At 38.4% G+C, this 19,601-nt stretch carries 16 protein-coding genes; 3 read left to right on the forward strand and 13 right to left on the reverse strand.

Going from position 1 to position 19,601, the window contains the following annotated elements; all coding sequences use genetic code 11:
- Positions 1-345 precede the first annotated feature (345 nt).
- Positions 346-4,293, forward strand: coding sequence for a M36 family metallopeptidase (locus G5B37_RS10485; RefSeq protein ID WP_164679983.1), 3,948 nt, complete (start codon positions 346-348; stop codon positions 4,291-4,293).
- Between the two features lie 59 nt (positions 4,294-4,352).
- Here the strand turns inward: G5B37_RS10485 and G5B37_RS10490 are convergent, their stop codons facing one another.
- The 3 genes from G5B37_RS10490 to G5B37_RS10500 all read right to left on the reverse strand — a co-directional run bounded on the left by G5B37_RS10490 (position 4,353) and on the right by G5B37_RS10500 (position 6,779).
- Positions 4,353-5,066 (reverse strand): 3'-5' exonuclease, encoded by a 714-nt coding sequence (locus G5B37_RS10490; protein ID WP_164679984.1) that lies wholly within the window; start codon positions 5,064-5,066, stop codon positions 4,353-4,355.
- 81 nt (positions 5,067-5,147) lie between these two features.
- Positions 5,148-6,296, reverse strand: coding sequence for a serine hydrolase domain-containing protein (locus G5B37_RS10495; RefSeq protein WP_164679985.1), 1,149 nt, complete (start codon positions 6,294-6,296; stop codon positions 5,148-5,150).
- Positions 6,297-6,305: 9 nt separating this feature from the next.
- Positions 6,306-6,779, reverse strand: coding sequence for a methylated-DNA--[protein]-cysteine S-methyltransferase (locus tag G5B37_RS10500; RefSeq protein WP_164679986.1), 474 nt, complete (start codon positions 6,777-6,779; stop codon positions 6,306-6,308).
- 114 nt (positions 6,780-6,893) lie between these two features.
- Between G5B37_RS10500 and G5B37_RS10505 the strand changes: the two genes are divergently transcribed.
- Positions 6,894-9,134, forward strand: a complete 2,241-nt coding sequence (locus G5B37_RS10505) for a tetratricopeptide repeat-containing hybrid sensor histidine kinase/response regulator (RefSeq protein WP_164679987.1) — start codon at positions 6,894-6,896, stop codon at positions 9,132-9,134.
- On the opposite strand, the gene G5B37_RS10510 is transcribed toward G5B37_RS10505, so the two are convergent.
- From G5B37_RS10510 to hemB, 3 genes are all read right to left on the reverse strand, one after another.
- Positions 9,131-10,219, reverse strand: a complete 1,089-nt coding sequence (locus G5B37_RS10510) for a CNNM domain-containing protein (protein ID WP_164679988.1) — start codon at positions 10,217-10,219, stop codon at positions 9,131-9,133. The genes G5B37_RS10505 and G5B37_RS10510 overlap by 4 nt on opposite strands.
- Positions 10,220-10,337: 118 nt before the next feature.
- Positions 10,338-10,850 carry a DinB family protein gene (locus G5B37_RS10515; protein WP_164679989.1) on the reverse strand — a complete coding sequence of 171 codons (513 nt, stop codon included), beginning with the start codon at positions 10,848-10,850 and terminating at the stop codon, positions 10,338-10,340.
- 5 nt (positions 10,851-10,855) lie between these two features.
- On the reverse strand, positions 10,856-11,845 hold the full coding sequence (gene hemB, locus G5B37_RS10520; RefSeq protein WP_164679990.1) for a porphobilinogen synthase: 990 nt from the start codon (positions 11,843-11,845) through the stop codon (positions 10,856-10,858).
- Positions 11,846-11,935: 90 nt separating this feature from the next.
- Here hemB and G5B37_RS10525 point away from each other — a divergent pair, with 90 nt between their 5' ends.
- On the forward strand, positions 11,936-14,581 hold the full coding sequence (locus G5B37_RS10525) for a DEAD/DEAH box helicase family protein (protein WP_263649790.1): 2,646 nt from the start codon (positions 11,936-11,938) through the stop codon (positions 14,579-14,581).
- A 54-nt stretch (positions 14,582-14,635) separates the two neighbouring features.
- Here G5B37_RS10525 and G5B37_RS10530 read toward each other — a convergent pair whose 3' ends face one another.
- The 7 genes from G5B37_RS10530 to G5B37_RS10560 all read right to left on the reverse strand — a co-directional run bounded on the left by G5B37_RS10530 (position 14,636) and on the right by G5B37_RS10560 (position 19,601).
- Complete coding sequence (locus G5B37_RS10530) at positions 14,636-15,019, reverse strand: hypothetical protein (protein ID WP_164679992.1); 384 nt, start codon at positions 15,017-15,019, stop codon at positions 14,636-14,638.
- Between the two features lie 186 nt (positions 15,020-15,205).
- A complete protein-coding gene (gene hemF / locus G5B37_RS10535; protein WP_164679993.1) occupies positions 15,206-16,111 on the reverse strand; it encodes an oxygen-dependent coproporphyrinogen oxidase in 906 nt (301 codons plus the stop codon).
- Positions 16,108-16,632, reverse strand: coding sequence for a GNAT family N-acetyltransferase (locus G5B37_RS10540; RefSeq protein WP_164679994.1), 525 nt, complete (start codon positions 16,630-16,632; stop codon positions 16,108-16,110). The genes hemF and G5B37_RS10540 overlap by 4 nt, the downstream gene beginning before the upstream one ends.
- Positions 16,625-17,404 carry an EI24 domain-containing protein gene (locus tag G5B37_RS10545; protein WP_164679995.1) on the reverse strand — a complete coding sequence of 260 codons (780 nt, stop codon included), beginning with the start codon at positions 17,402-17,404 and terminating at the stop codon, positions 16,625-16,627. The genes G5B37_RS10540 and G5B37_RS10545 overlap by 8 nt, the downstream gene beginning before the upstream one ends.
- Entirely contained in the window at positions 17,397-17,885 is a 489-nt protein-coding gene (locus G5B37_RS10550; RefSeq protein WP_164679996.1) for a DUF6973 domain-containing protein, read from the reverse strand. Before G5B37_RS10550 ends, G5B37_RS10545 begins: the two co-directional genes overlap by 8 nt.
- Positions 17,885-18,919, reverse strand: coding sequence for a uroporphyrinogen decarboxylase (gene hemE, locus G5B37_RS10555; RefSeq protein ID WP_164679997.1), 1,035 nt, complete (start codon positions 18,917-18,919; stop codon positions 17,885-17,887). The genes G5B37_RS10550 and hemE overlap by 1 nt, the downstream gene beginning before the upstream one ends.
- A gap of 40 nt (positions 18,920-18,959) precedes the next feature.
- On the reverse strand, positions 18,960-19,601 hold the full coding sequence (locus G5B37_RS10560) for a uroporphyrinogen-III synthase (protein WP_164679998.1): 642 nt from the start codon (positions 19,599-19,601) through the stop codon (positions 18,960-18,962).

The raw sequence follows: 19,601 nt of genomic DNA on the forward strand, positions 1-19,601 counted from the left end.
GATTGTTAATAAAAACATAATGCGTTTCGTCGAATATAATTTTGTAATTCGTAAAAAATGGTTTTATTTGATGCTCTTAATGCAAAAAATTAGCAATTTAATTGCCAATTTATTAAGAATAGGGTGTGATTAGCTTCTATATTTAAATTATTGGTAGTAAGCTATTTATCCTTTTTTGAACGTATTTACGCACATTAAACCTCCAATCTATGAATCCACATTACTTCTTTTAGGTACTTTCTTGCCTTCTATTGAGAGAAATGAACGTAACCATATCAACAACATGAGATACGGCAGACCTCCCCTTAAAAACAAACTTTACTAATTCAATTTAATTATCAGAAAATGAAAAAATTTTATCTTTTCGCAGTACTGCTTGGCCTTCTTGGCTCCAGTACATTTGCACAGACTTCAGTAGAAAGTGTGGTGCAAAATTATTTCAACATTTTAAAAGGTGAATCTCACTTCTCGGAAGCAGATTTAGCTCAATTTAAAATTACAGATATTGTTCCATCGCTAAACCAAAACATTACACATGTATATGTACAGCAGATGGTGAATAATGTGCCTATTCAATACGCTTCGTATAAGCTTACCATTAATAATGGCACAGTAACTTACATGGTAGATCAATTTATTACCAACACAGAAACCAAATTGGCTACCACAAGTGCTGCAATTTCGGCTCAAGAAGCAGTGATGAAAACAGTGCAAAACCACAATCTTATTCGTCCAACCTTAATAGGTAGCCGAAATGCCGAAGGAGTCTACGTTTTTGAAGATTCTCGTGCAGCGGGAGCTCCAATTAAAGTCAGAGAAATGTACCAACTTCACAATAATACATTACGCTTGGTATGGAACGTGAGTTTTTACCAACACGATGGACAACACTGGTGGAATGAAAACATAGACGCTACGAATGGGCAAGTACTCCGTACAGAAGACTGGGTGATTACTTGCAATTGGGGTGATACACACGAAACACATAATCACGACGGAGATTCAATGCTTCTTGAAGAATTACCAACGGTTGAAGGACCTGCTAACTTTCTTGCAGGTGAAAGTTACAATGTATACGCTATGCCAAAAGAAAGTCCTTTAGATGGAGGTCGCACGGTGGTTAACGATCCACAAGACTTGAATGCATCGCCATATGGCTGGCATGACACCAATGGTGCAAATGGCGCAGAATATACCATAACACGTGGTAATAACTGCTGGGCAATGGAAGACGCCAACGGAAACAACGGAACTGGATATTCTCCTAATGGAAATGCAGGTCTAGACTTTAACTTTCCAATTAATTTTAACAATCAGCCAAGCACGTATCGTGACGCGGCAATTACAAATTTGTTTTACTGGAATAACATCATGCACGATGTATACTACCAATATGGTTTTAATGAAGCCTCAGGTAACTTTCAAGAAAATAACTATGGAAATGGTGGTCTTGGAAGTGATAGTGTAATCGCAGATGCCCAAGATGGAAGCGGTACCAATAACGCAAACTTCGGAACGCCACCAGATGGTTCAAACCCAAGAATGCAAATGTTCTTATGGACAACCACCAACCCACAAACAGACGGGGATTTTGATAACGGAATTATCGCTCACGAATATGGACATGGTATCTCTACACGTTTGGTTGGAGGTCCTGGAACAAACGCACTAGGCGGTTCTGAGCAAATGGGAGAAGGATGGAGTGACTTTTTTGGTCTTATGTTAACAATGAAGACTGGAGATAGCGGAGGTGATGCGAGAGGTATCGGAAACTTCGCACTAGGTGAAAACTCTAACGGTGGTGGAATTAGACCAACTCCGTATTCTACTAATACTTCTATTAATGGAACTACCTACGCAGACATAAACAGCCTTGCAGTACCACATGGTGTTGGATACGCATGGGCTACAATTCTGTGGGATATGAACTGGGCATTAATCGCTCAAGAAGGTTTCGATACCGATTTCTATAATGGAACAGGTGGAAACAATATCGCAATGGCACTGGTTATTGAAGGATTGAAAAACACAGCCAACAATCCAGGGTTTGTCTCAGGACGAGATGGGATTTTACAAGCAGATCAAGATTTATATGGAGGTCAGTATAACTGTCTAATCTGGGATGTTTTTGCAGCAAGAGGTGTTGGGCTTAATGCCAATGAAAACACCAATGGTGGTACCAATACAAACACAGACCAAACTACATCTTTTGTAAGCGGTTGTCAAGGGCCTCCTACACCAGAAGCATGCTCTGGTACGGTATCTAGTTACCCAGATAGTGAAAGTTTTGAATCTAACTTTGGAGATTGGTCACAGTCTACTCAAGACGATTTAGATTGGACAAGAGATTCTGCTGGAACTCCATCAAGTAATACGGGTCCTGCCAGTGGAGCAGATGGAAGCTTTTATGTATATGTTGAGGCATCTTCTCCTAACTACCCCAACAAAAGAGCAATTTTGTACTCTCCTTGTTATGATTTAAGTGGGCAAAATGATGCAACCTTTAACTTTAGCTACCATATGTATGGTGCTGCAGACATGGGAAGCATAGACCTTGAAGTTAGTACAGATGATGGTACTTCGTGGACCTCAATCTGGAACCAAACAGGAAACAAAGGAAACCAATGGAATGCAGAGAGTATAGACCTAGGTAGTTACGCTGGAGAAAACAATTTCCGTATGCGTTTTAACCGTGTTACAGGAAGCACATGGCAGGCAGATATTGCATTAGACGCGTTTGAAATGGAAGGCGGTTCAGTTGCAGATACGCAGGCACCAACAATTCCAACCAACCTAGCAGTATCTAATATTGCAGATACATCGGTAACATTAAACTGGAACGCATCTAACGATAATGTTGGAGTAACAGGTTACGAAGTATTTTTAGATGGCAGTAGCATTGGAACTGTTGCTTCAAACACGGCAAACGTAACCGGCTTAGTTGCTGGAACAACCTATAGTTTCCAAGTGCGTGCTTTCGATGCAGCAGGAAATAATTCTGCACTTAGTAATTCAGTAAACGCAACTACTACAGGTGGTGGCGGAGGCGGTGGTTGCACCAATGGTGTTGCTACGGGTTATTCTGAAAGTTTCGAGAGCTCAATAGGGGCTTGGACACAAAGTACTGCAGACGATATTAACTGGACACGAGATGCTTCAGGAACTCCTTCAAGTAATACAGGACCAAGCAGTGGTTCGCCAGGTTCTTTCTATATGTATGTAGAAGCTTCTGGAAGCGGAACAGGATACCCTAACAAACGTGCTATTTTGAATTCTCCATGTATAGATTTATCTGGTGAAACTGAAGCTTCATTTAGCTTCAATTATCACATGTACGGGGCTTCAGACATGGGAAGTATTGCATTAGAAGCAAGCACAGATGGTGCGTCTTGGACTTCAATTTGGAGTGAAACTGGGAACAAAGGAAACCAATGGAATAGCTCTAGTGTTAGCTTAAATGCATATGCCGGAGGTACAGTTCAATTACGATTTAATCGCTTAACGGGAAGCACATGGCAAGCAGATATTGCTATTGACGGAATTTCACTAACCGCTGGTGGCGGAGGTGGCGGACCAGCACCAACAGGATATTGTGCCTCTAATGGTAACAATACCAGCGATGAGTATATACAACGTGTACAAATAGGGAGTATAAATAATGCTTCAGGAGCTTCATCAGGTGGATATGGAGATTATACTAGTCTTTCAACAAACTTGAGTAGTAGTAATTCTATCACCATTACACCGCTTTGGACGGGTACTATCTATTCAGAAGGATACGCCGTATTCGTTGATTGGAACCGAGATGGAGACTTTACAGATTCTGGAGAATTGGCATACAGCCGAAACGCTACTACAGCAACGCCTATAACAGGGTCGTTTAGCATACCAAGTGGAGCCTCTGCTGGAGCTACGAGAATGCGAGTTTCTATGAAGTACAACGGAATTCCAAGTGCTTGTGAGTCGTTTACCTATGGAGAGGTAGAAGATTATACAGTGGTAATCCCTGCGAGTTTTGGACCTAACGGAGGTGCCAATGCGCAAGGAGATAACAACCTTGTTGTTGCTGGCTTTACCCTATATCCAAACCCGGTAAACAGAGGGACTTTAAATGTTGAAATTTCTGAAGCAGAGCCAACAGACTATGTAATATTTAATATTATTGGTCAGCGCGTGCTTTCAGGAGACTTCAATTCTAAAATTGACGTATCTGGCTTACAGAGCGGAATGTATATGATTGAAATTAATGCAGAAGACGGCAAGAAATTTATAGACCGTTTTATAAAAGAGTAACCACTAATTCTGTTTTATTGAAAACCTCACTCCTGTATTTTTGGAGTGGGGTTTTTTCATTAGATAGACAAAACTTCATCTTCGGTTAGTAGCGATTCATTACGAAGTCGTAACACAATTTGCGCTACTGTTACCGTATCTTTTTCGCAATAAGTAACAATACGATCTATATCTTTTTCTTTGTAGTAAACATCGTAAACCTGACTACCGTCTATATCATCTTTTGGGGAAGGTATGCCTAATACGTGCGCCATTAATTTCAACGAAGTAAACGTTTTATAGTCACCAAACTTCCAGAGTTCTAAAGTGTCTAAGTGTGGTACTTCCCAGGGCTTTTTTCCGAAGAGATTCAACTTAGAAGGCAACGGAATTTTGTGTATAATCATTCGTCTTGCGATATACGGAAAGTCAAATTCTTTGCCATTATGAGCACACAAAACATGTTGCGGTCTGTTAAAATGAGTTTCTAGTAGGTTTTTAAATTCTTTTAGTATGGAAATTTCCGCTCCGTGAAAACTGGTAACCCGAAATTTCCTACGTTCACCTTTAAAGGTAAAATACCCTACTGAAATACACACAATTTTACCGAATTCTGCCCAGATACCTGCGCGGTCATAAAACTCTTCGGCAGTAAAATCTTCCTTTCGTTGGTACTTAGTTTTTTGCTCGTATAGCGTTTGCGTGGCTCCGTCTAACTCATTAAAAGTTGGTAGTTGAGGCACAGTTTCAATGTCTAGAAACAAGATGTGCTCTAGGTTAATGCGTTGTAGCATAGTTTAATAAATAAGTAGGGAAGTTACCTAAAATTACAAAATTTTTGGGACATGAACCTTGTGGTTTTTAAAACGGAAATTTTAGTAATCTGATGCTAACATAGCATATACCTCTTCTACGTAGGTGTAAAAATCGCTGCTAAAAGGCATATCACTACGGCTACCACGTTGATGCCCCAATCGAACAATGATTATGTCGTCTTCAGGAATTGTGATTACATACTGCCCTAAAATACCACGCATAACAAAGATTTTCTTGTCGAGATGTTCACTAAGCCAAAATCCGTATCCGTATTCTGGGCTGTCGTCAAAACGGGGTTGTATACTTTTGGCAATAAAAGTAGAATCTAGTAATTGGGTGCCATTCCATTTTCCGAAATTTTTATAAAGCCTTCCGAAACGAGCGAAATCACGTGCGTTACTTGCAATACAACAATATGCTTTTACCAATCTGTTGTCTGCGTCGTCTACTTGCCAAAGTGCTGGTTGGGTGGCTCCCATAGGTTTCCAGAAGCTTTCACTAAGGTAATCTTTTAGGCTTTTACCAGTGGCTTTTTCTATAACCATGGCTAATAGTTGGGTATTTCCGCTTAAATATTTAAACGCTTTTCCTGGCGTATCGGTTACTTCAAGACCAAGAATTGTTTCGGCCAAATCATCGTCGTAATAAGATCTTGCAGTAATACTAAAAGGGCTGGTATAACTCTCCTCCCAATTTAAACCACTAGCCATAGAAGAGAGGTCGCCAACTGTAAGTTCAGTATTCTCAAATTTTGTAATAAAATCGCCAACAGGTTGATTCAGACTAGAAATATGACCATCTTTAATCGCTTTTCCTAAAAGTGCCGATGTAATGGACTTCGCCATAGAGAAAGAATTAGTTTGCGATCCTACACCGTAGCCATCCGCGTACATCTCATGCCAAATACTGTCACTTTTAATAATAAGAAATGCTACTGTACCATATGTTTGGTGGGTGCTTTCGAGCCTCTCGGTAGATTTTGCCTTATTAAACTCTTTATGAACAGGCCAAGCTTGAGGTTGCAGACTGGCTGGAATAGTTTCATTATCAAAATACGTATGATCGTCTATAAACGCTGTGGTATGCCCAGTAAGATATACTACACGAATTCCTTTTAAGATATAATCGTAATCTGTTAGGTATGAAAGGACTATTAAGAACATTAAAATTCCAAGAAACCATTTAAAAAAACGTTTGATATACTTCATAAATTACAATTAAAATAAACTCCCTTGAGTCACTGGACTTTCGTGGTCTAATAACCACTTTTTTCGATGCAAACCTCCCGCATAGCCCGTTAAAGAGCCATCGCTGCCAATTACACGATGACAAGGTACTACAATAGCTACCGGGTTTTTACCGTTGGCAGAAGCTGCGGCACGAATTACTTTAGGGTCACCTAATTGATTTGCCATCTGCTGATAAGACGTAGTTTTTCCGAAAGGTATAGATAATAGTTCGTTCCATACTTTCTTCTGAAAATCGGTGCCTTGTGGGTTTAGTTGAAAGCTAAATTGTGTTCTTGTTTTACTGAAATATTCTTCTAACTCTCGCACTGCAATTTGTAGTGATTTTGGAACACTTTTATGATCCAACTCAGTTTCATCTAGAAACGAAATAGCAGATACCCCGTTACTATCGCCCTTTATTTCGAGCATTCCGATTGGGGTTTGTAAATGTGCAATTTCCATGATTGCTAAATTACGTGTTTACACGTAAATTCTATCAAAAAATGACCGCTTCGCTACAAATACTTTGAATTGCAGTAGATTATGCCTAGATTGCCATCCCCTTAAATCTATAACATGAAGCGATTTTTACCTACATTCTTCGTTTTAATGTGCATGGTATTACCTGCGCAAGCACAAGATAAAACACCTATTTCTAAAGATAGCTTGGAGGTTCTACTTCAGACCTGTAGAGATTATTATTACTCACATAATTATGCCAAAACCATCGAGGTTGGTACGGTACTTATTGAAGAGGCGACATATGCCAAGAACCATTATTATGCGTTTCGCGGATATACAGAACTAGGGCATATGTATAGTTGGGTTTTAAAAGACAGTGTGAAAGGAAGCTACAATGGTAACAAAGCACTAGAACACGCTCTGTTGTCTAAAGAAGATAGCCTCATTGCTTGGGCGTATACTTCTTTTGGAAACAAAATTGGGGAGACAGGGGGGACTAACGCAGAGAAGGCAATTGGCTATTACAAAAAGGCAATCGACATTCGTAAGAAAAAAGAAGGTGGCGACATTAAAAATATTATTGAGTATATGAATATTGGCTGGGTCTATGTAGACCTAAACAAGCCAGACAAGGCCTACCCATATCTGAAAAAAACAAAAGAGCTAACCAAAATTGAAGAACAAAGCCCGCTGCTACTCCTAAATCTTGATATTCAATTTGCACGGTATCATCTTTTGCGAAACGAGTACCAAAAGGCAATACTTCTATTAACTGAAGTAGCAAATACAGCAAAGGAGAAGGACTATATTATTCAAGGCTCTGAAAGTAATATGTATTTGGCGCAGGCGTACGAAGCCGCAGGGTATTTCAAGCAAGCCAATGCGGCACTAAAAGAAGAACGACTTTATAAAGACCGAATTTTTGCTTCTGGTCAACAAGCGGCGATCGAAGAAGCGAGCGCTAAATTAGCACTCAAAAATTACCAGAAAGATGTAGTACGAGCAGAACAAGAAAAAAACCTTTCAGAAGCACTGGCAGAAAAGTCTAAAGATTTAAATATCATCATGGTAGTGGTTTCTGTTGCGCTACTCATTGCTTTTGTCATTATTTTTATGCTTTCGAAGGCACGTAAACGAAACATAATTAAATTACGAGAAACCAATGTAGAACTTACAACAGCCAAAGAAGAGGCAGAGAAATTAAGTCGACTTAAAACACAATTTTTCTCTACAGTAAGTCACGAATTAAGAACACCGCTCTATGGCGTAATTGGCCTGTCTTCCTTACTCTTAGAAGACAAAAAATTAAAGTCGCACCAAAACGACTTAGAGTCTCTTAAGTTTTCGGCAGATTATCTTTTAGCGCTTATTAATGATGTTTTAACGCTTAACAAAATGGATGCTAATGGGCTGGCATTGGTGAGCACTCCTTTTCAGCTTACTACCTTGCTCAATAATATTGTGCGATCGTTTGCTTTTAGCTTACAACAGCATAACAATCAATTACATTTAACAGTAGACGAGCGTTTACCTAATCAGTTTTTAGGCGATTCGGTGCGACTCTCTCAAATTTTGATGAATCTGGTAGGGAATGCTGTGAAATTTAATGAAAACGGAAATATATGGCTGTCTATCAACCTAATATCTGCAAACGAAGACGGAAGTCATACCATAGAGTTTGTAGTAAAGGATGATGGTATTGGTGTTCCTAAAGAAAAACAGGAAGAAATTTTCAATGAATTTTCTCAAGTAGAAAACAAAAATTATAACTATCAAGGTACAGGTCTTGGCTTACCAATTGTTATGAAATTACTTCAGCTTTTTGATAGCAAAGTACATTTAGAAAGTGATTTGGGTGAAGGGGCAACCTTTTCGTTTCAACTGAAATTGAATGAATTAAAAACAGAGCAGATACAGGAACTAAGCGAAATCACCACAGAAGATCTTATTTCCGAAGAACACCTATTCGAAAATCTGCACGTTCTTGTGGTAGATGACAATAAGATTAACCAAAAAATCACTCAAAAAATCCTTGAGAGTAAACATTTTACCTGTAGTCTGGCAAACGACGGCGTGGAAGCGGTAGAAAAAGTAAAAGACAATGAATACGACCTAATACTTATGGATATTCATATGCCTAAAATGAACGGGATAGAAGCCACAGAGGCAATTAGAGTATTTAACAAGAACATCCCTATTGTAGCGCTTACGGCAGTAGAAGTAGACGAAATACGAAAGCAAATTATTGGGTGTGGCATGAACGATATTATTCTAAAGCCCTATGATGTATCTCAGTTTACCAACACTATTTTACGTAACTTGAGTATGTTGCCCAACCTTTCAAAAACAGTCTAATCTTCGTTTTCAGGCTCTTGCAGTTGAATTCCCATGCGTTTTGCACGACGTTCCCAATTTTTTCTGGCAGCGATTTGCATATCTTCTATGGTGTCGCTCTCGTCCATGATTTCTAAGCCCAGCAAGGTTTCAATAATATCTTCCATAGTAACAATACCTATTGTATTTCCGAAGTCATCTACCACTAAGGCAATATGCGCACGTTGTTTAACGAATGTTTCAAAAAGTTCAGGGATTGGTTTTTCAGCTCTCACAATAGAAATTTCACGCTTTAAATCACCTAAGGTCTTATTACCATGGTCTTCTACCAATTCTTCAAGAATATCATCTTTTAGAACAAAACCTGTTATGTTGTGAGTTTTGTCTTTATAAACTGGAATACGTGAGAACGTAATACTTTTGTGATTTTCACGAAAGGAATGTAAGTCTACAGATTCGTCTTCCATGATTACTACTGGAAATGGAGTCATTACATTTTTAGCTTGGATAGACTTAAACACCAACAGATTTTTAATCACAGCGCTTTCATTCTCCTCAAAAACACCTTCTTGTTCTGCCGCATCTGTAATGGCTAAAAATTCTTCACGGCTCATAGTGCTTACATGTGCCGATTTACCAATAAGTTTTGTGGTTAACGTTAACAACCATAAAATACCAGTGTATTTCAGCGGAAACATTATAGCATTAAGCGATATAGCGGTAAAAGAACCTAGCTTCTGCCAGTATGTTGCGCCAATTGTTTTTGGAATAATTTCTGAAACAATTAGAATAAGTAACGTCATGATTGCCGAAACAATACCCACCATATTAATACCCCAAATTTCAAATTTATAAGGGAGCTTCTCTGCTTGCACACCAACAAGAATGGCGCCAACAGTGTGGGCAATGGTATTAATGGTTAAAATTGCAATAAGAGGTTTGTCTATGTCTTTTTTGAGACGTCCTAAGGTGGCAGCATAGCCTTTACCTTCAGAGGCTTTCATTTTAATAAATGTTGGCGTAAAACTTAATAACGCTGCTTCAAGGATAGAACAGAGAAACGAAAAAAAGATTGAAAGTACTGCGTAGAGTATTAGTAACCCCATAAAAATGTTTTTTTAATAAGAGAACCTATTATTTAGGTTTTATCTAGTAAAGATATCTGAAATTATGCAATTACATAATCAGAACTAATTCTTGACAAAAGTAACAGAACCAATTCTGTTACCAACCAGAATAACTAGGTGGTTTTATATCATTCAGGTTAAGATACACAATTAATTGTCCACGATGGTGCGTTACATGATCGTGAAGCAAATTTAATATTTGTAGTTTGCTTTTAGGTCCAGCAAAAAAATCTACAGTATCTGCTAGCGATTCGTCTGGCGCCATTGTTACAATAGCAGCAGCGTTGTTAAAAGCTTCTAGCAGAAGCGCAATGGTTTCTGCCTTGGTTGTGGGAAGTTCGGTTTTCTCACGTTTAAATTCAGTATCGGTGAAGTAACTAGTACTTAGCCAATCCATATTGCCTTTAATATGCAGTAATTGCTCTTTAAAGCTCATCTGGCGTTCGGTAGGTTTAAAATCAAAATGTTCCTCAGGCATGGCTTCGGCTATACCTACGAGGTAGTTTTTACTATTTTCCCATTTTTCAAGCCAGGCTCCTTTTGAGGTAGTTTCTTGAGCTACCACACAAGTAGAAATTAGTAAAACACAAATAAATACAATATTTTTCATGCTAACTAAGAAATTAGTTTTACAACGTCTTTTGCAAAATAGCTGGCTATGATGGTTGCGCCGGCTCTTTTAATTGAAGTAATTTGCTCGAGCATTACAGTATCATGATCTAACCATCCTTTTTCTGCAGCCGCTTTCAGCATTGCATATTCTCCGCTTACTTGGTATACCGCCACTGGCACATCTACCACATCGCGTATGTCTCGTACAATGTCTAAATAGCAAAGCCCTGGTTTTACCATCACAATATCGGCGCCTTCTTCAATATCCATGAGTGTCTCTTTAATGGCTTCATCCCTGTTGGCAGGATCCATTTGGTAGGTGCTCTTGTCTTTAGGCACATCTTTCATGTTAACAGGAGCGCTGTCTAACGCATCTCTAAATGGCCCGTAGAACGCAGAAGCATATTTCGCACTATAACTCATGATACCCGTATCATGAAAGCCTTCAGTCTCTAGCAACTCTCTTATGGCAAGAATACGCCCATCCATCATATCGCTTGGCGCTACAAAATCGGCACCCGCTTTGGCATGACTCAAGGACATTTCAGCTAAAATAGCATTGGTGTCATCGTTTATAATTTTTCCATTAGAAACTACACCATCATGACCGTAACTTGAATACGGATCCATGGCTACATCTGTCATTACCAACATCTGCGGACAAGCGTCTTTTATGGTCTTGATAGCTCGTTGCATTAAACCATCGGGGTTTACTGCTTCGGTTCCTTTGTTGTCTTTAAGCGCATCGGATACTTTTACAAATAACAGTACTCCCTTTAAACCTAAAGACCAAAGCTCTTTTATTTCTGCTTTCAGCAAATCTAAGCTATAGCGATAATAGCCAGGCATAGATGCAATTTCTTCTTTTACAGCGGTGCCTTCAACAACAAAAAGCGGCACTAAAAAATCGTTTGGGGAGATACTAGTTTCTCGTACCAAACTACGTATGGCTTCGTTTTGCCTAAGTCTGCGGTTTCTGCGAAGTGGGTACATGCTTTTACTATTTATTGGGGAATGGTTTCATCGCAATTCCCTATTTTTAACGATACAAATGTAATCAATATAAATCGAGCCCCGCGCGCATTGAGCCTACTATCACCGCACTTTCAGTTTATTCACCCTTGGCGAACGTACCAACAACGATTCTTAACAGAGTTTAATACACATCTTGAAGACAATCACCTGCATGTGGTGGCTCCTCCTGGATCTGGGAAGACCGTTTTGGGGCTAGAAATGGTTCAGCGACTCAATAAAAAGACACTTATTCTTTCTCCTACATTGACCATTAGGAATCAATGGCGCGAGCGTATGTCAGATTTTTCGGTGGCAGGGAGCGAAGTAAGTATATCGTTTAATATAAAACAGCCTGCAACCCTTACTTTTTCAACTTACCAATCGTTACACTCTTATTATAAAAATGATTTAGAATTCTCTTCGGAAAAATTAGTTGCTTACTTTAAGCAAGAAGGAATTGGAACCTTGGTGTTAGACGAAGCTCACCATCTTAAAAATGAATGGTGGAAGCCGTTATTTGCCTTGAAGCAGTTGCCCAATTGCACGCTCATAGCACTAACGGCAACGCCTCCATACGATAGCGAACAGAATGAGATTAGAAAGTATTTTGATCTCTGTGGCCCTGTAGACATGGAGATTGGTGTGCCCGAATTGGTGCGAGAAGGTAATCTATGTCCACATCAAGACTATATTTATTTTTCCGAACCTGAGGCTGCGCAAATTCAATTTATCCTTACCTATCGCGAAAAATTAATGACTTTTGTTACAAATTTAAAAAGTAACGAAGCATTTATAAACTTCGTTAAAAGACATCCGTTTTACGCAGAAACCGAAAAAAATTTAGAGGCTATTTATCATGAGCCGGAGCGCTTTTCTGCATTACTAATCTATCTAAATGCAGCAGGAGTTGAAATAGATAAAACGAAAACAGAATTTTTAGGAATTGACAGTAAAAAAGTACGCTTTCCGTCGCTTAGCTACGAATGGGTAACTATATTGTTAAATTATTTTCTCATTGAAAATAGAGACCTGTATATCGAGGAAGAAGAATTATTACAACCAATAGAAAAGGACTTACGAAAAATTGGTGCTTTTGAGCAAAAGAAAATTAATCTGGTCGGGGAACGTAGCTTATATAGAAAACTTGCGCAGAGCCCATCTAAGTTAAAAAGTATTGTAGAAATAGTAAAGGTAGAAAGCAGCCAACTTTCTGAGAACCTAAGAATGGTAGTGCTTACAGACTTTATTAGGAAAGAATTTTTAGATGTAAAATTTGGCGAATCAATTACAGAAATCAATAAAATTGGTGTGGTACCCATCTTTCAATATGTACGAAATGCTATAAAGAAAGAAGCAGGATTTCCTTTAAAAATTGAAAAACTAGCGGTATTAACGGGGTCGCTAGTCATTGTTCATAATACCATCGTAAAGGACCTTTCGAAGGTACTTTCCGCAGAGAATTTTAGACAAGAGATACTGTGGGAAACAGAATACGTTCTTATAAAACCTAATGTGGCAGGTAGCAAAGACATTGTAAATGCCATGACACAACTTTTTGAAGCAGGAACGATAGAAGTACTAATAGGCACAAAGGCGTTATTGGGGGAAGGCTGGGATGCGCCAGCATTAAACACCTTAATCTTAGCAAGTTTTGTAGGGTCGTTTGTAATGTCTAACCAAATGAGGGGCCGTGCGATACGTGTGAATAGGCTAAAACCTAATAAAGTGGCCAACATATGGCATATTGCTTGCGTAGATCCAACAAGCGAAATGGGCGGTGCAGACGTAGCGTTACTTTTACGAAGATTTGATGCTTTTTGCGGAATTTCATTAGAAGATAAACCATATGTTGAAAATGGCGCAGATAGGTTAAATGTTTTACAGGATATAAAAAATGTGAAGGCTTTAAACAGTAAAATGGCAAGGCTTTCTGCTGAAAGAACTAAAATAGCCCAACGATGGCATGAAGCTATTGATGGAGGACAAGTTTTAGTTAGAGAACTTAAGCTTTCTTATAAGGAACAAATAAGTTACCCTGTACTTAAAAAGTTATATTTTAAAGATGCACTTACGTATGTTCTGGTAGAATTATCTGTTTTATTTAGCATAACGCTACCCGAATTGCTTCTTAAAAATCTAACCACTTTATTATCTAAAGGAGCGCTATATTTTATGTATGCCTTATTGCTGGGATTTGCCATGGTATTACTTCCTAAGACGGTGAAGGCGGTGATTCTTTATGTGAAATATGGCAGACGAGATAAAGAATTGAGGAAAATTGCAATGGCGCTTAAAGAGACCATGGCAGAAAAAGGTATTCTTACGAACCACAATGTTTCGTTGGTTGTAGATCAATTTAAAGATGGCTCATTATCTTGCTATCTTGTTGGAGCAAAGGCCAAGACAGAAGTTCAATTTGTTCCGTATTTACAGGAAATAATAGACCCTGTTACTAATCCGCGGTATTTAATTGTACAAAGTAATTGGTTGCGAAGAAAGCTAGGCTTTTCTAATTATTATTCTATACCGAAAATATTTGGTGAGCATAAGAATGAAGCAAGAATTTTCTTTAAGAATTGGAAACGCTTCAACGGAAATGCGAAATTGGTCTTTACCAGAAATGTAGATGGACGCCGACTCTTATTAAAGGCACGATTTCATTCGTATCAGGATGAGCATCAAATAGCGTCTAAGCAATCACTAATTTGGAAATAACCAATAAAAAAGGCGCTATTTTAGGTAGCGCCTTTTTTGTCGTTGTGAGTTTTACTATTGTTTAAGCTTTGTTTTTGGAGCTTTAATCCAAGTACCATCTTTAGAGGCAAAAACCGTCTTTGTAGCAAGTTTTTTGTCTGAGCTAATTGTTTGCAGCACAAGTTTAAACTCTTTTTTATCGTTTACATACGCCTTTTCTACAGTTGCTCCTTCAAAATCTGCTGCAACGGCTTTTAAAACTGCTGTTGGTAATTCTGACGCCTTAATTTCTTTGAAGCTCTCTTTACTCACTTCAGCTTTAGCCATCATCTTAGCATCTTCTTGCTGCGTTGGATTTTGAACTTCAGCTTGAGTTTCAACAATTACTTCTTTTTCCTGTGCCTGAACTGCAACAAATGTTCCTAATGCAATTACGGCTGTTAACATTAACTTTTTCATAGATTTTTTATTAATTAATTTATAGTGCTCTGTATATAGAAAAAGTAATGCCGCGTTTGCAGACCACCGCAATAAATTTGTAATTAATTGATAAACCGAACACTACAAATATGTGCCAAAATTAGCCTTTAAAATTTTACGTGATTTTTAAGAAACAAACGTGTAGTAATTACACTCTTTGTGGTTCTATGACGCCCAGTTTTTCGGGTTTTTAAGTACTTTTAATAGAGCTTCTTCATCGCTACCTTCGGCTGGTTCATGATTGTATACCCATTGTACTTTTGGCGGAAGACTCATTAAGATACTCTCAATACGCCCATTTGTTTTTAAACCGAACAGTGTTCCTTTGTCGTGAACAAGATTAAACTCCACATAACGTCCGCGACGTATTTCTTGCCAGGTTCTTTGTGCTTCGGTAAATGGAAGGTCTTTTCTTTTCTGAACTACAGGAACATAGGCTTCTAAAAAGCTATCACCCACTTCGGTTACAAAATTATACCAGTTTTGCATACTCATAGCCTCTGAAGCCTTACAGTAATCGAAAAACAATCCTCCAATACCCCGAGCTTCCCCTCTGTGCGTATTGTAGAAATATTCATCACAACGTGCTTTATAGGTATTATAGAAATTTCCGTTGTGTTTGTCGCAAGCTAACTTACAAACGTTATGAAAATGTACGGCGTCTTCCTCAAATAGATAATATGGAGTAAGATCTTGACCGCCGCCAAACCATTGGTCTACTATTTCTCCATTAGAATTGTACATTTCAAAATAGCGCCAATTGGCATGTACAGTCGGCACCATCGGATTCACAGGATGAAGTACAAGGCTGAGACCGCATGCAAAGAAATCGGCATCTGTAACTCCAAAATACTGCTGCATAGATTCTGGCAGTTTGCCGTGTACTTCAGAAATATTAACGCCTCCTTTTTCAAATACACTTCCATTTTCAATGACGCGTGTACGGCCACCACCACCTTCAGGACGTTTCCAAAGGTCTTCTTGAAAAGTTACAGCGCCATCTAATTGCTCTAACGTTTTTGTTATAGTATCTTGAAGGGTGCGAATGTAGTTTACAAATTGTTCTTTCATTTTCTAAGTTCAAATAGTTGCATATCTAAAGGCACCCCGCCAGGTGGAGTAAATGCGTTAGATAGTGTTTTTATAGGTTTAAAATTACATTTTTCGGCAATGCGTACGCTGGGAATATTGCTATGATGCACAATTATTTTAAGTAATTGTAAGTGAAATACAGTAAAGGCATGGCTAGATAAAACTGTAACGGCCTTCGTTGTAAGTCCGTTGCCGGCATAGCTTTCGTCAATACAGTATGCAAATTCTCCTTCTTTTTTGTCCCAATCTAATTCTTTCAGATATATTAACCCTGCTAGAGTTCCGTTTACCTTTATGGTATATAAATACTGTGTTTTGTTTTTTATGTCTTCTACAATTGTCGCTACAAACCTTTTTGATTTCTCAAAAGTAATATTGGCGGCTACTGTTTTTGGGAAGTATGTTTTAAAGCGATCCAAATTACCCATGATAAGTGTGTGCACAGCCATAGCATCTTCGGGTTGTACGAGTGCCATATGAAAATCGGCTCCCTTATACATGAAGCGATTTATTTGATGCATTTTCGAGAGGCAATTTTTTGTTTTCTTTTATAAGCCGCACAGTCTCTGTTGTAGAAGCTGTTACAGACAACGGAAGAACTAAAATAATACCCAACACAGGTATAAATAACATCGCCATAAAAATGATTCCGTTACCTATGGCAACACCACTGTTGTTGCGTACAAACTTGGTGCTCTCAGAATAGGTGTAATGGCGTTCTAGCGTGTAATCCATATTACCGAATCCGGCATAATACGATTGAATAATAAAGATTAAAATTGATGTCACGATATTTAGTACAGGAATAAAACTTAGAAGTAATAAAGGAATGGTAAACATAAACTCCATCAATAAATTGCGTGTATTAATACGTACTCCGCGCCATAATTGAGCAGCATTTGTGGTGTTTCTATGTGTATGCGCTGCACCAAGTAGGTGGTGCTCTATTTTTTCTGAAACGGGACTCATAAAAGGAGCGCTTACAGCTAAAATGATGTGTTTGTATAGAATAAGACCTAAAGCCACGATAAGAATTCCGCCCATTACATCACTAATCGCTCGAAATGTTTCTGAACCCCATTCCCAAAACCAAACTTTCGCTATAATCGAACCTATAGAATCGCTTAACGCCCACGCAAGTACACCGATGAGCAATGCTGTTAAAAAACTAATTGCAATGGGAATTGCAAAATACTTCCAGAGCCCTAAATTATTTATGAGCTTAAAAGTTCCTGCGTACGCTTTAATTCCTTTAAAAATATTCTTAATCATGTAAATACACCATTTGGTTTGTTGTGCTTTCTATTTCTTCCAAATTTTGAATTTTTCGAGCGTTTTTCGACTTATTTTGTAAAAAACCGACCAATTCTTCTTCTTTTTTGTCTAAAAAGTTTAAAAAAGAGATGCGGCCTATGGCGTTGTTGTGTAAATCCATCGCCTCGTCTAGCTCGTTGTTTTTTGTAACATTTTCATATAAATCTGTTACTTTTTGAGCCCAAAACACAGTTTTTTGCTTATTTTTTGACTTTTTTCGAATGTTTTTACAAATTAGAGCATTCCATAGTGCATGTCTAAATGCATTTGCTTTATTACTCTTATGATGTTCTTTCCCATAAAGTTTGTTACAAATATAAAATGTGCGTTGGGTTGCTCGTAGGGTAGGAATAATTTTAAACGGATTAACAACAAAAAGCATGGTTAGTTTCCATAACTGCCCTACGCTTAATTGTCGAATTCGTTTCCAAATATTCATTAGTGCATTTTGTATTCTTTAACTGCTTCAATAAAAGCCCCAGCATTTTCAATAGGAATGTTAGGTAAGATACCATGTCCTAAATTTACAATGTATTTATCCTTTCCGAAGTCATCAATCATTTGCTTCACCATTTTCTTTATTTCAGCTGGCGGACTAAACAATCGGGTAGGATCAAAATTACCTTGTAATGTAATGTTTCCGCCGGTAAGATAACGTGCATTCTTGGCAGAGCAAGTCCAGTCTATACCTAGTGCTGCAGCGCCACTTTTAGCCATAGTGTCTAGTGCAAACCAACATCCCTTACCAAAAGCAATCACAGGGGCCTCGTTTTTTAGGGCATCTATAATTTGTTGCATGTACTGCCATGAAAATTCCTGATAGTCTGTTGGAGATAACATTCCGCCCCAACTATCAAAAACTTGTACTGCATTCACACCTGCTTTTACTTTCTCCTTCAGGTATAAAATTGTAGTATCGGTAATTTTTTGCAACAATTCGTGTGCGGCAACGGGCTGTGTAAAGCAAAACTCTTTCGCTTTGTCAAAATTCTTACTGCCTTGACCTTGTACACAGTAACATAAGATGGTCCAAGGACTTCCCGCAAAACCTATTAATGGAATTTCATCATTCAGTTTTTCTTTGGTCATTTTTATGGCATCCATTACATAACCAAGTGTATCATGAATATCTGGAACCACCACAGCGTCTAAATCTTTGTAGGTGCGAATAGGATTTGGCAACCAAGGGCCTACGCCAGGTTTCATCTCTACCTCTATGTTCATAGCTTGCGGAATTACCAGAATATCGCTAAAAAGAATTGCAGCATCCATACCATAACGTCTTATGGGTTGTACTGTAATCTCGCTAGCGAGTTCGGGTGTTTGGCAACGAGTAAAGAAGTCGTACTTGGCTTTTATCTCCATAAATTCTGGAAGATAGCGCCCTGCTTGTCGCATCATCCAGACTGGCGGACGAGAAACAGTTTCGCCTTTTAAGGCTCTAAGAAATAGGTCGTTTTTAACTTTTGTCATTTTATAGATTCTCTAATATGCGCTCGCGGAAGCACCGTTCTTATTTTAATTTCTTTACCGCCTTTGCTATAACACTCTCTACTGAAGTAGAATTTGCAACATAGACATTTTGCGTATGTTCTTTGGCAGCTTTTGCTGTGGTGTCACCAATGCAAATAGCCGTATTATTTTCTAGCGAATTTTCTAAACAATAACTTTGTACGCCACTCGGACTAAAAAATAAGATTCCGTCCCATTTTTGCTCGAATTTCTTCGATTTTAGCTCGGTTTTGTATGTTTTTGTTTCAAAAAAGTCAATTTTTGCTTCCTTTAGGATGTTCGGTAATTCGTCTCTTCGAATGATGCCACAGAAATAGTGAAATATCTCATTTTTATGATTTATCGTGATAAAATCGCCCAATTCTTGCGAATTATAGGCCATTTTAGAGACTTTTATGCCGTTTTCTTCTAAAAGGGCTTTTGTTTTAGGACCAACACAAAAGCTAGTGTCAATGCTGATGTTTTTGCTCAAAATAGACCGCACAGCGTGCTGACTTGTAAAAATTGCATTCTTGCATGATTCAGGCGCTTCAAAATCTAAGTACTCAATTGTTATGGCGTTATAGTCAACTACTTCAAAACCAGCTCCTAGCAGTAAATCCCGCTGGTTGCCTTTTAGTCTTTTTGTTGAAAGCACACGCAT

The organism is Rasiella rasia (genome assembly GCF_011044175.1).
GTDB lineage: Bacteria > Bacteroidota > Bacteroidia > Flavobacteriales > Flavobacteriaceae > Marinirhabdus > Marinirhabdus rasia.

Excerpts from the sequence above, each read along its gene's own strand:
- G5B37_RS10485 (WP_164679983.1), top strand. The coding sequence starts at position 346 with ATGAAAAAATTTTATCTTTTCGCAGTACTGCTTGGCCTTCTTGGCTCC.
- G5B37_RS10490 (WP_164679984.1), bottom strand. The coding sequence starts at position 5,066 with ATGCTACAACGCATTAACCTAGAGCACATCTTGTTTCTAGACATTGAA.
- G5B37_RS10495 (WP_164679985.1), bottom strand. The coding sequence starts at position 6,296 with ATGAAGTATATCAAACGTTTTTTTAAATGGTTTCTTGGAATTTTAATG.
- G5B37_RS10500 (WP_164679986.1), bottom strand. The coding sequence starts at position 6,779 with ATGGAAATTGCACATTTACAAACCCCAATCGGAATGCTCGAAATAAAG.
- G5B37_RS10505 (WP_164679987.1), top strand. The coding sequence starts at position 6,894 with ATGAAGCGATTTTTACCTACATTCTTCGTTTTAATGTGCATGGTATTA.
- G5B37_RS10510 (WP_164679988.1), bottom strand. The coding sequence starts at position 10,219 with ATGGGGTTACTAATACTCTACGCAGTACTTTCAATCTTTTTTTCGTTT.
- G5B37_RS10515 (WP_164679989.1), bottom strand. The coding sequence starts at position 10,850 with ATGAAAAATATTGTATTTATTTGTGTTTTACTAATTTCTACTTGTGTG.
- hemB (WP_164679990.1), bottom strand. The coding sequence starts at position 11,845 with ATGTACCCACTTCGCAGAAACCGCAGACTTAGGCAAAACGAAGCCATA.
- G5B37_RS10530 (WP_164679992.1), bottom strand. The coding sequence starts at position 15,019 with ATGAAAAAGTTAATGTTAACAGCCGTAATTGCATTAGGAACATTTGTT.
- hemF (WP_164679993.1), bottom strand. The coding sequence starts at position 16,111 with ATGAAAGAACAATTTGTAAACTACATTCGCACCCTTCAAGATACTATA.
- G5B37_RS10540 (WP_164679994.1), bottom strand. The coding sequence starts at position 16,632 with ATGTATAAGGGAGCCGATTTTCATATGGCACTCGTACAACCCGAAGAT.
- G5B37_RS10545 (WP_164679995.1), bottom strand. The coding sequence starts at position 17,404 with ATGATTAAGAATATTTTTAAAGGAATTAAAGCGTACGCAGGAACTTTT.
- G5B37_RS10550 (WP_164679996.1), bottom strand. The coding sequence starts at position 17,885 with ATGAATATTTGGAAACGAATTCGACAATTAAGCGTAGGGCAGTTATGG.
- hemE (WP_164679997.1), bottom strand. The coding sequence starts at position 18,919 with ATGACAAAAGTTAAAAACGACCTATTTCTTAGAGCCTTAAAAGGCGAA.
- G5B37_RS10560 (WP_164679998.1), bottom strand. The coding sequence starts at position 19,601 with ATGCGTGTGCTTTCAACAAAAAGACTAAAAGGCAACCAGCGGGATTTA.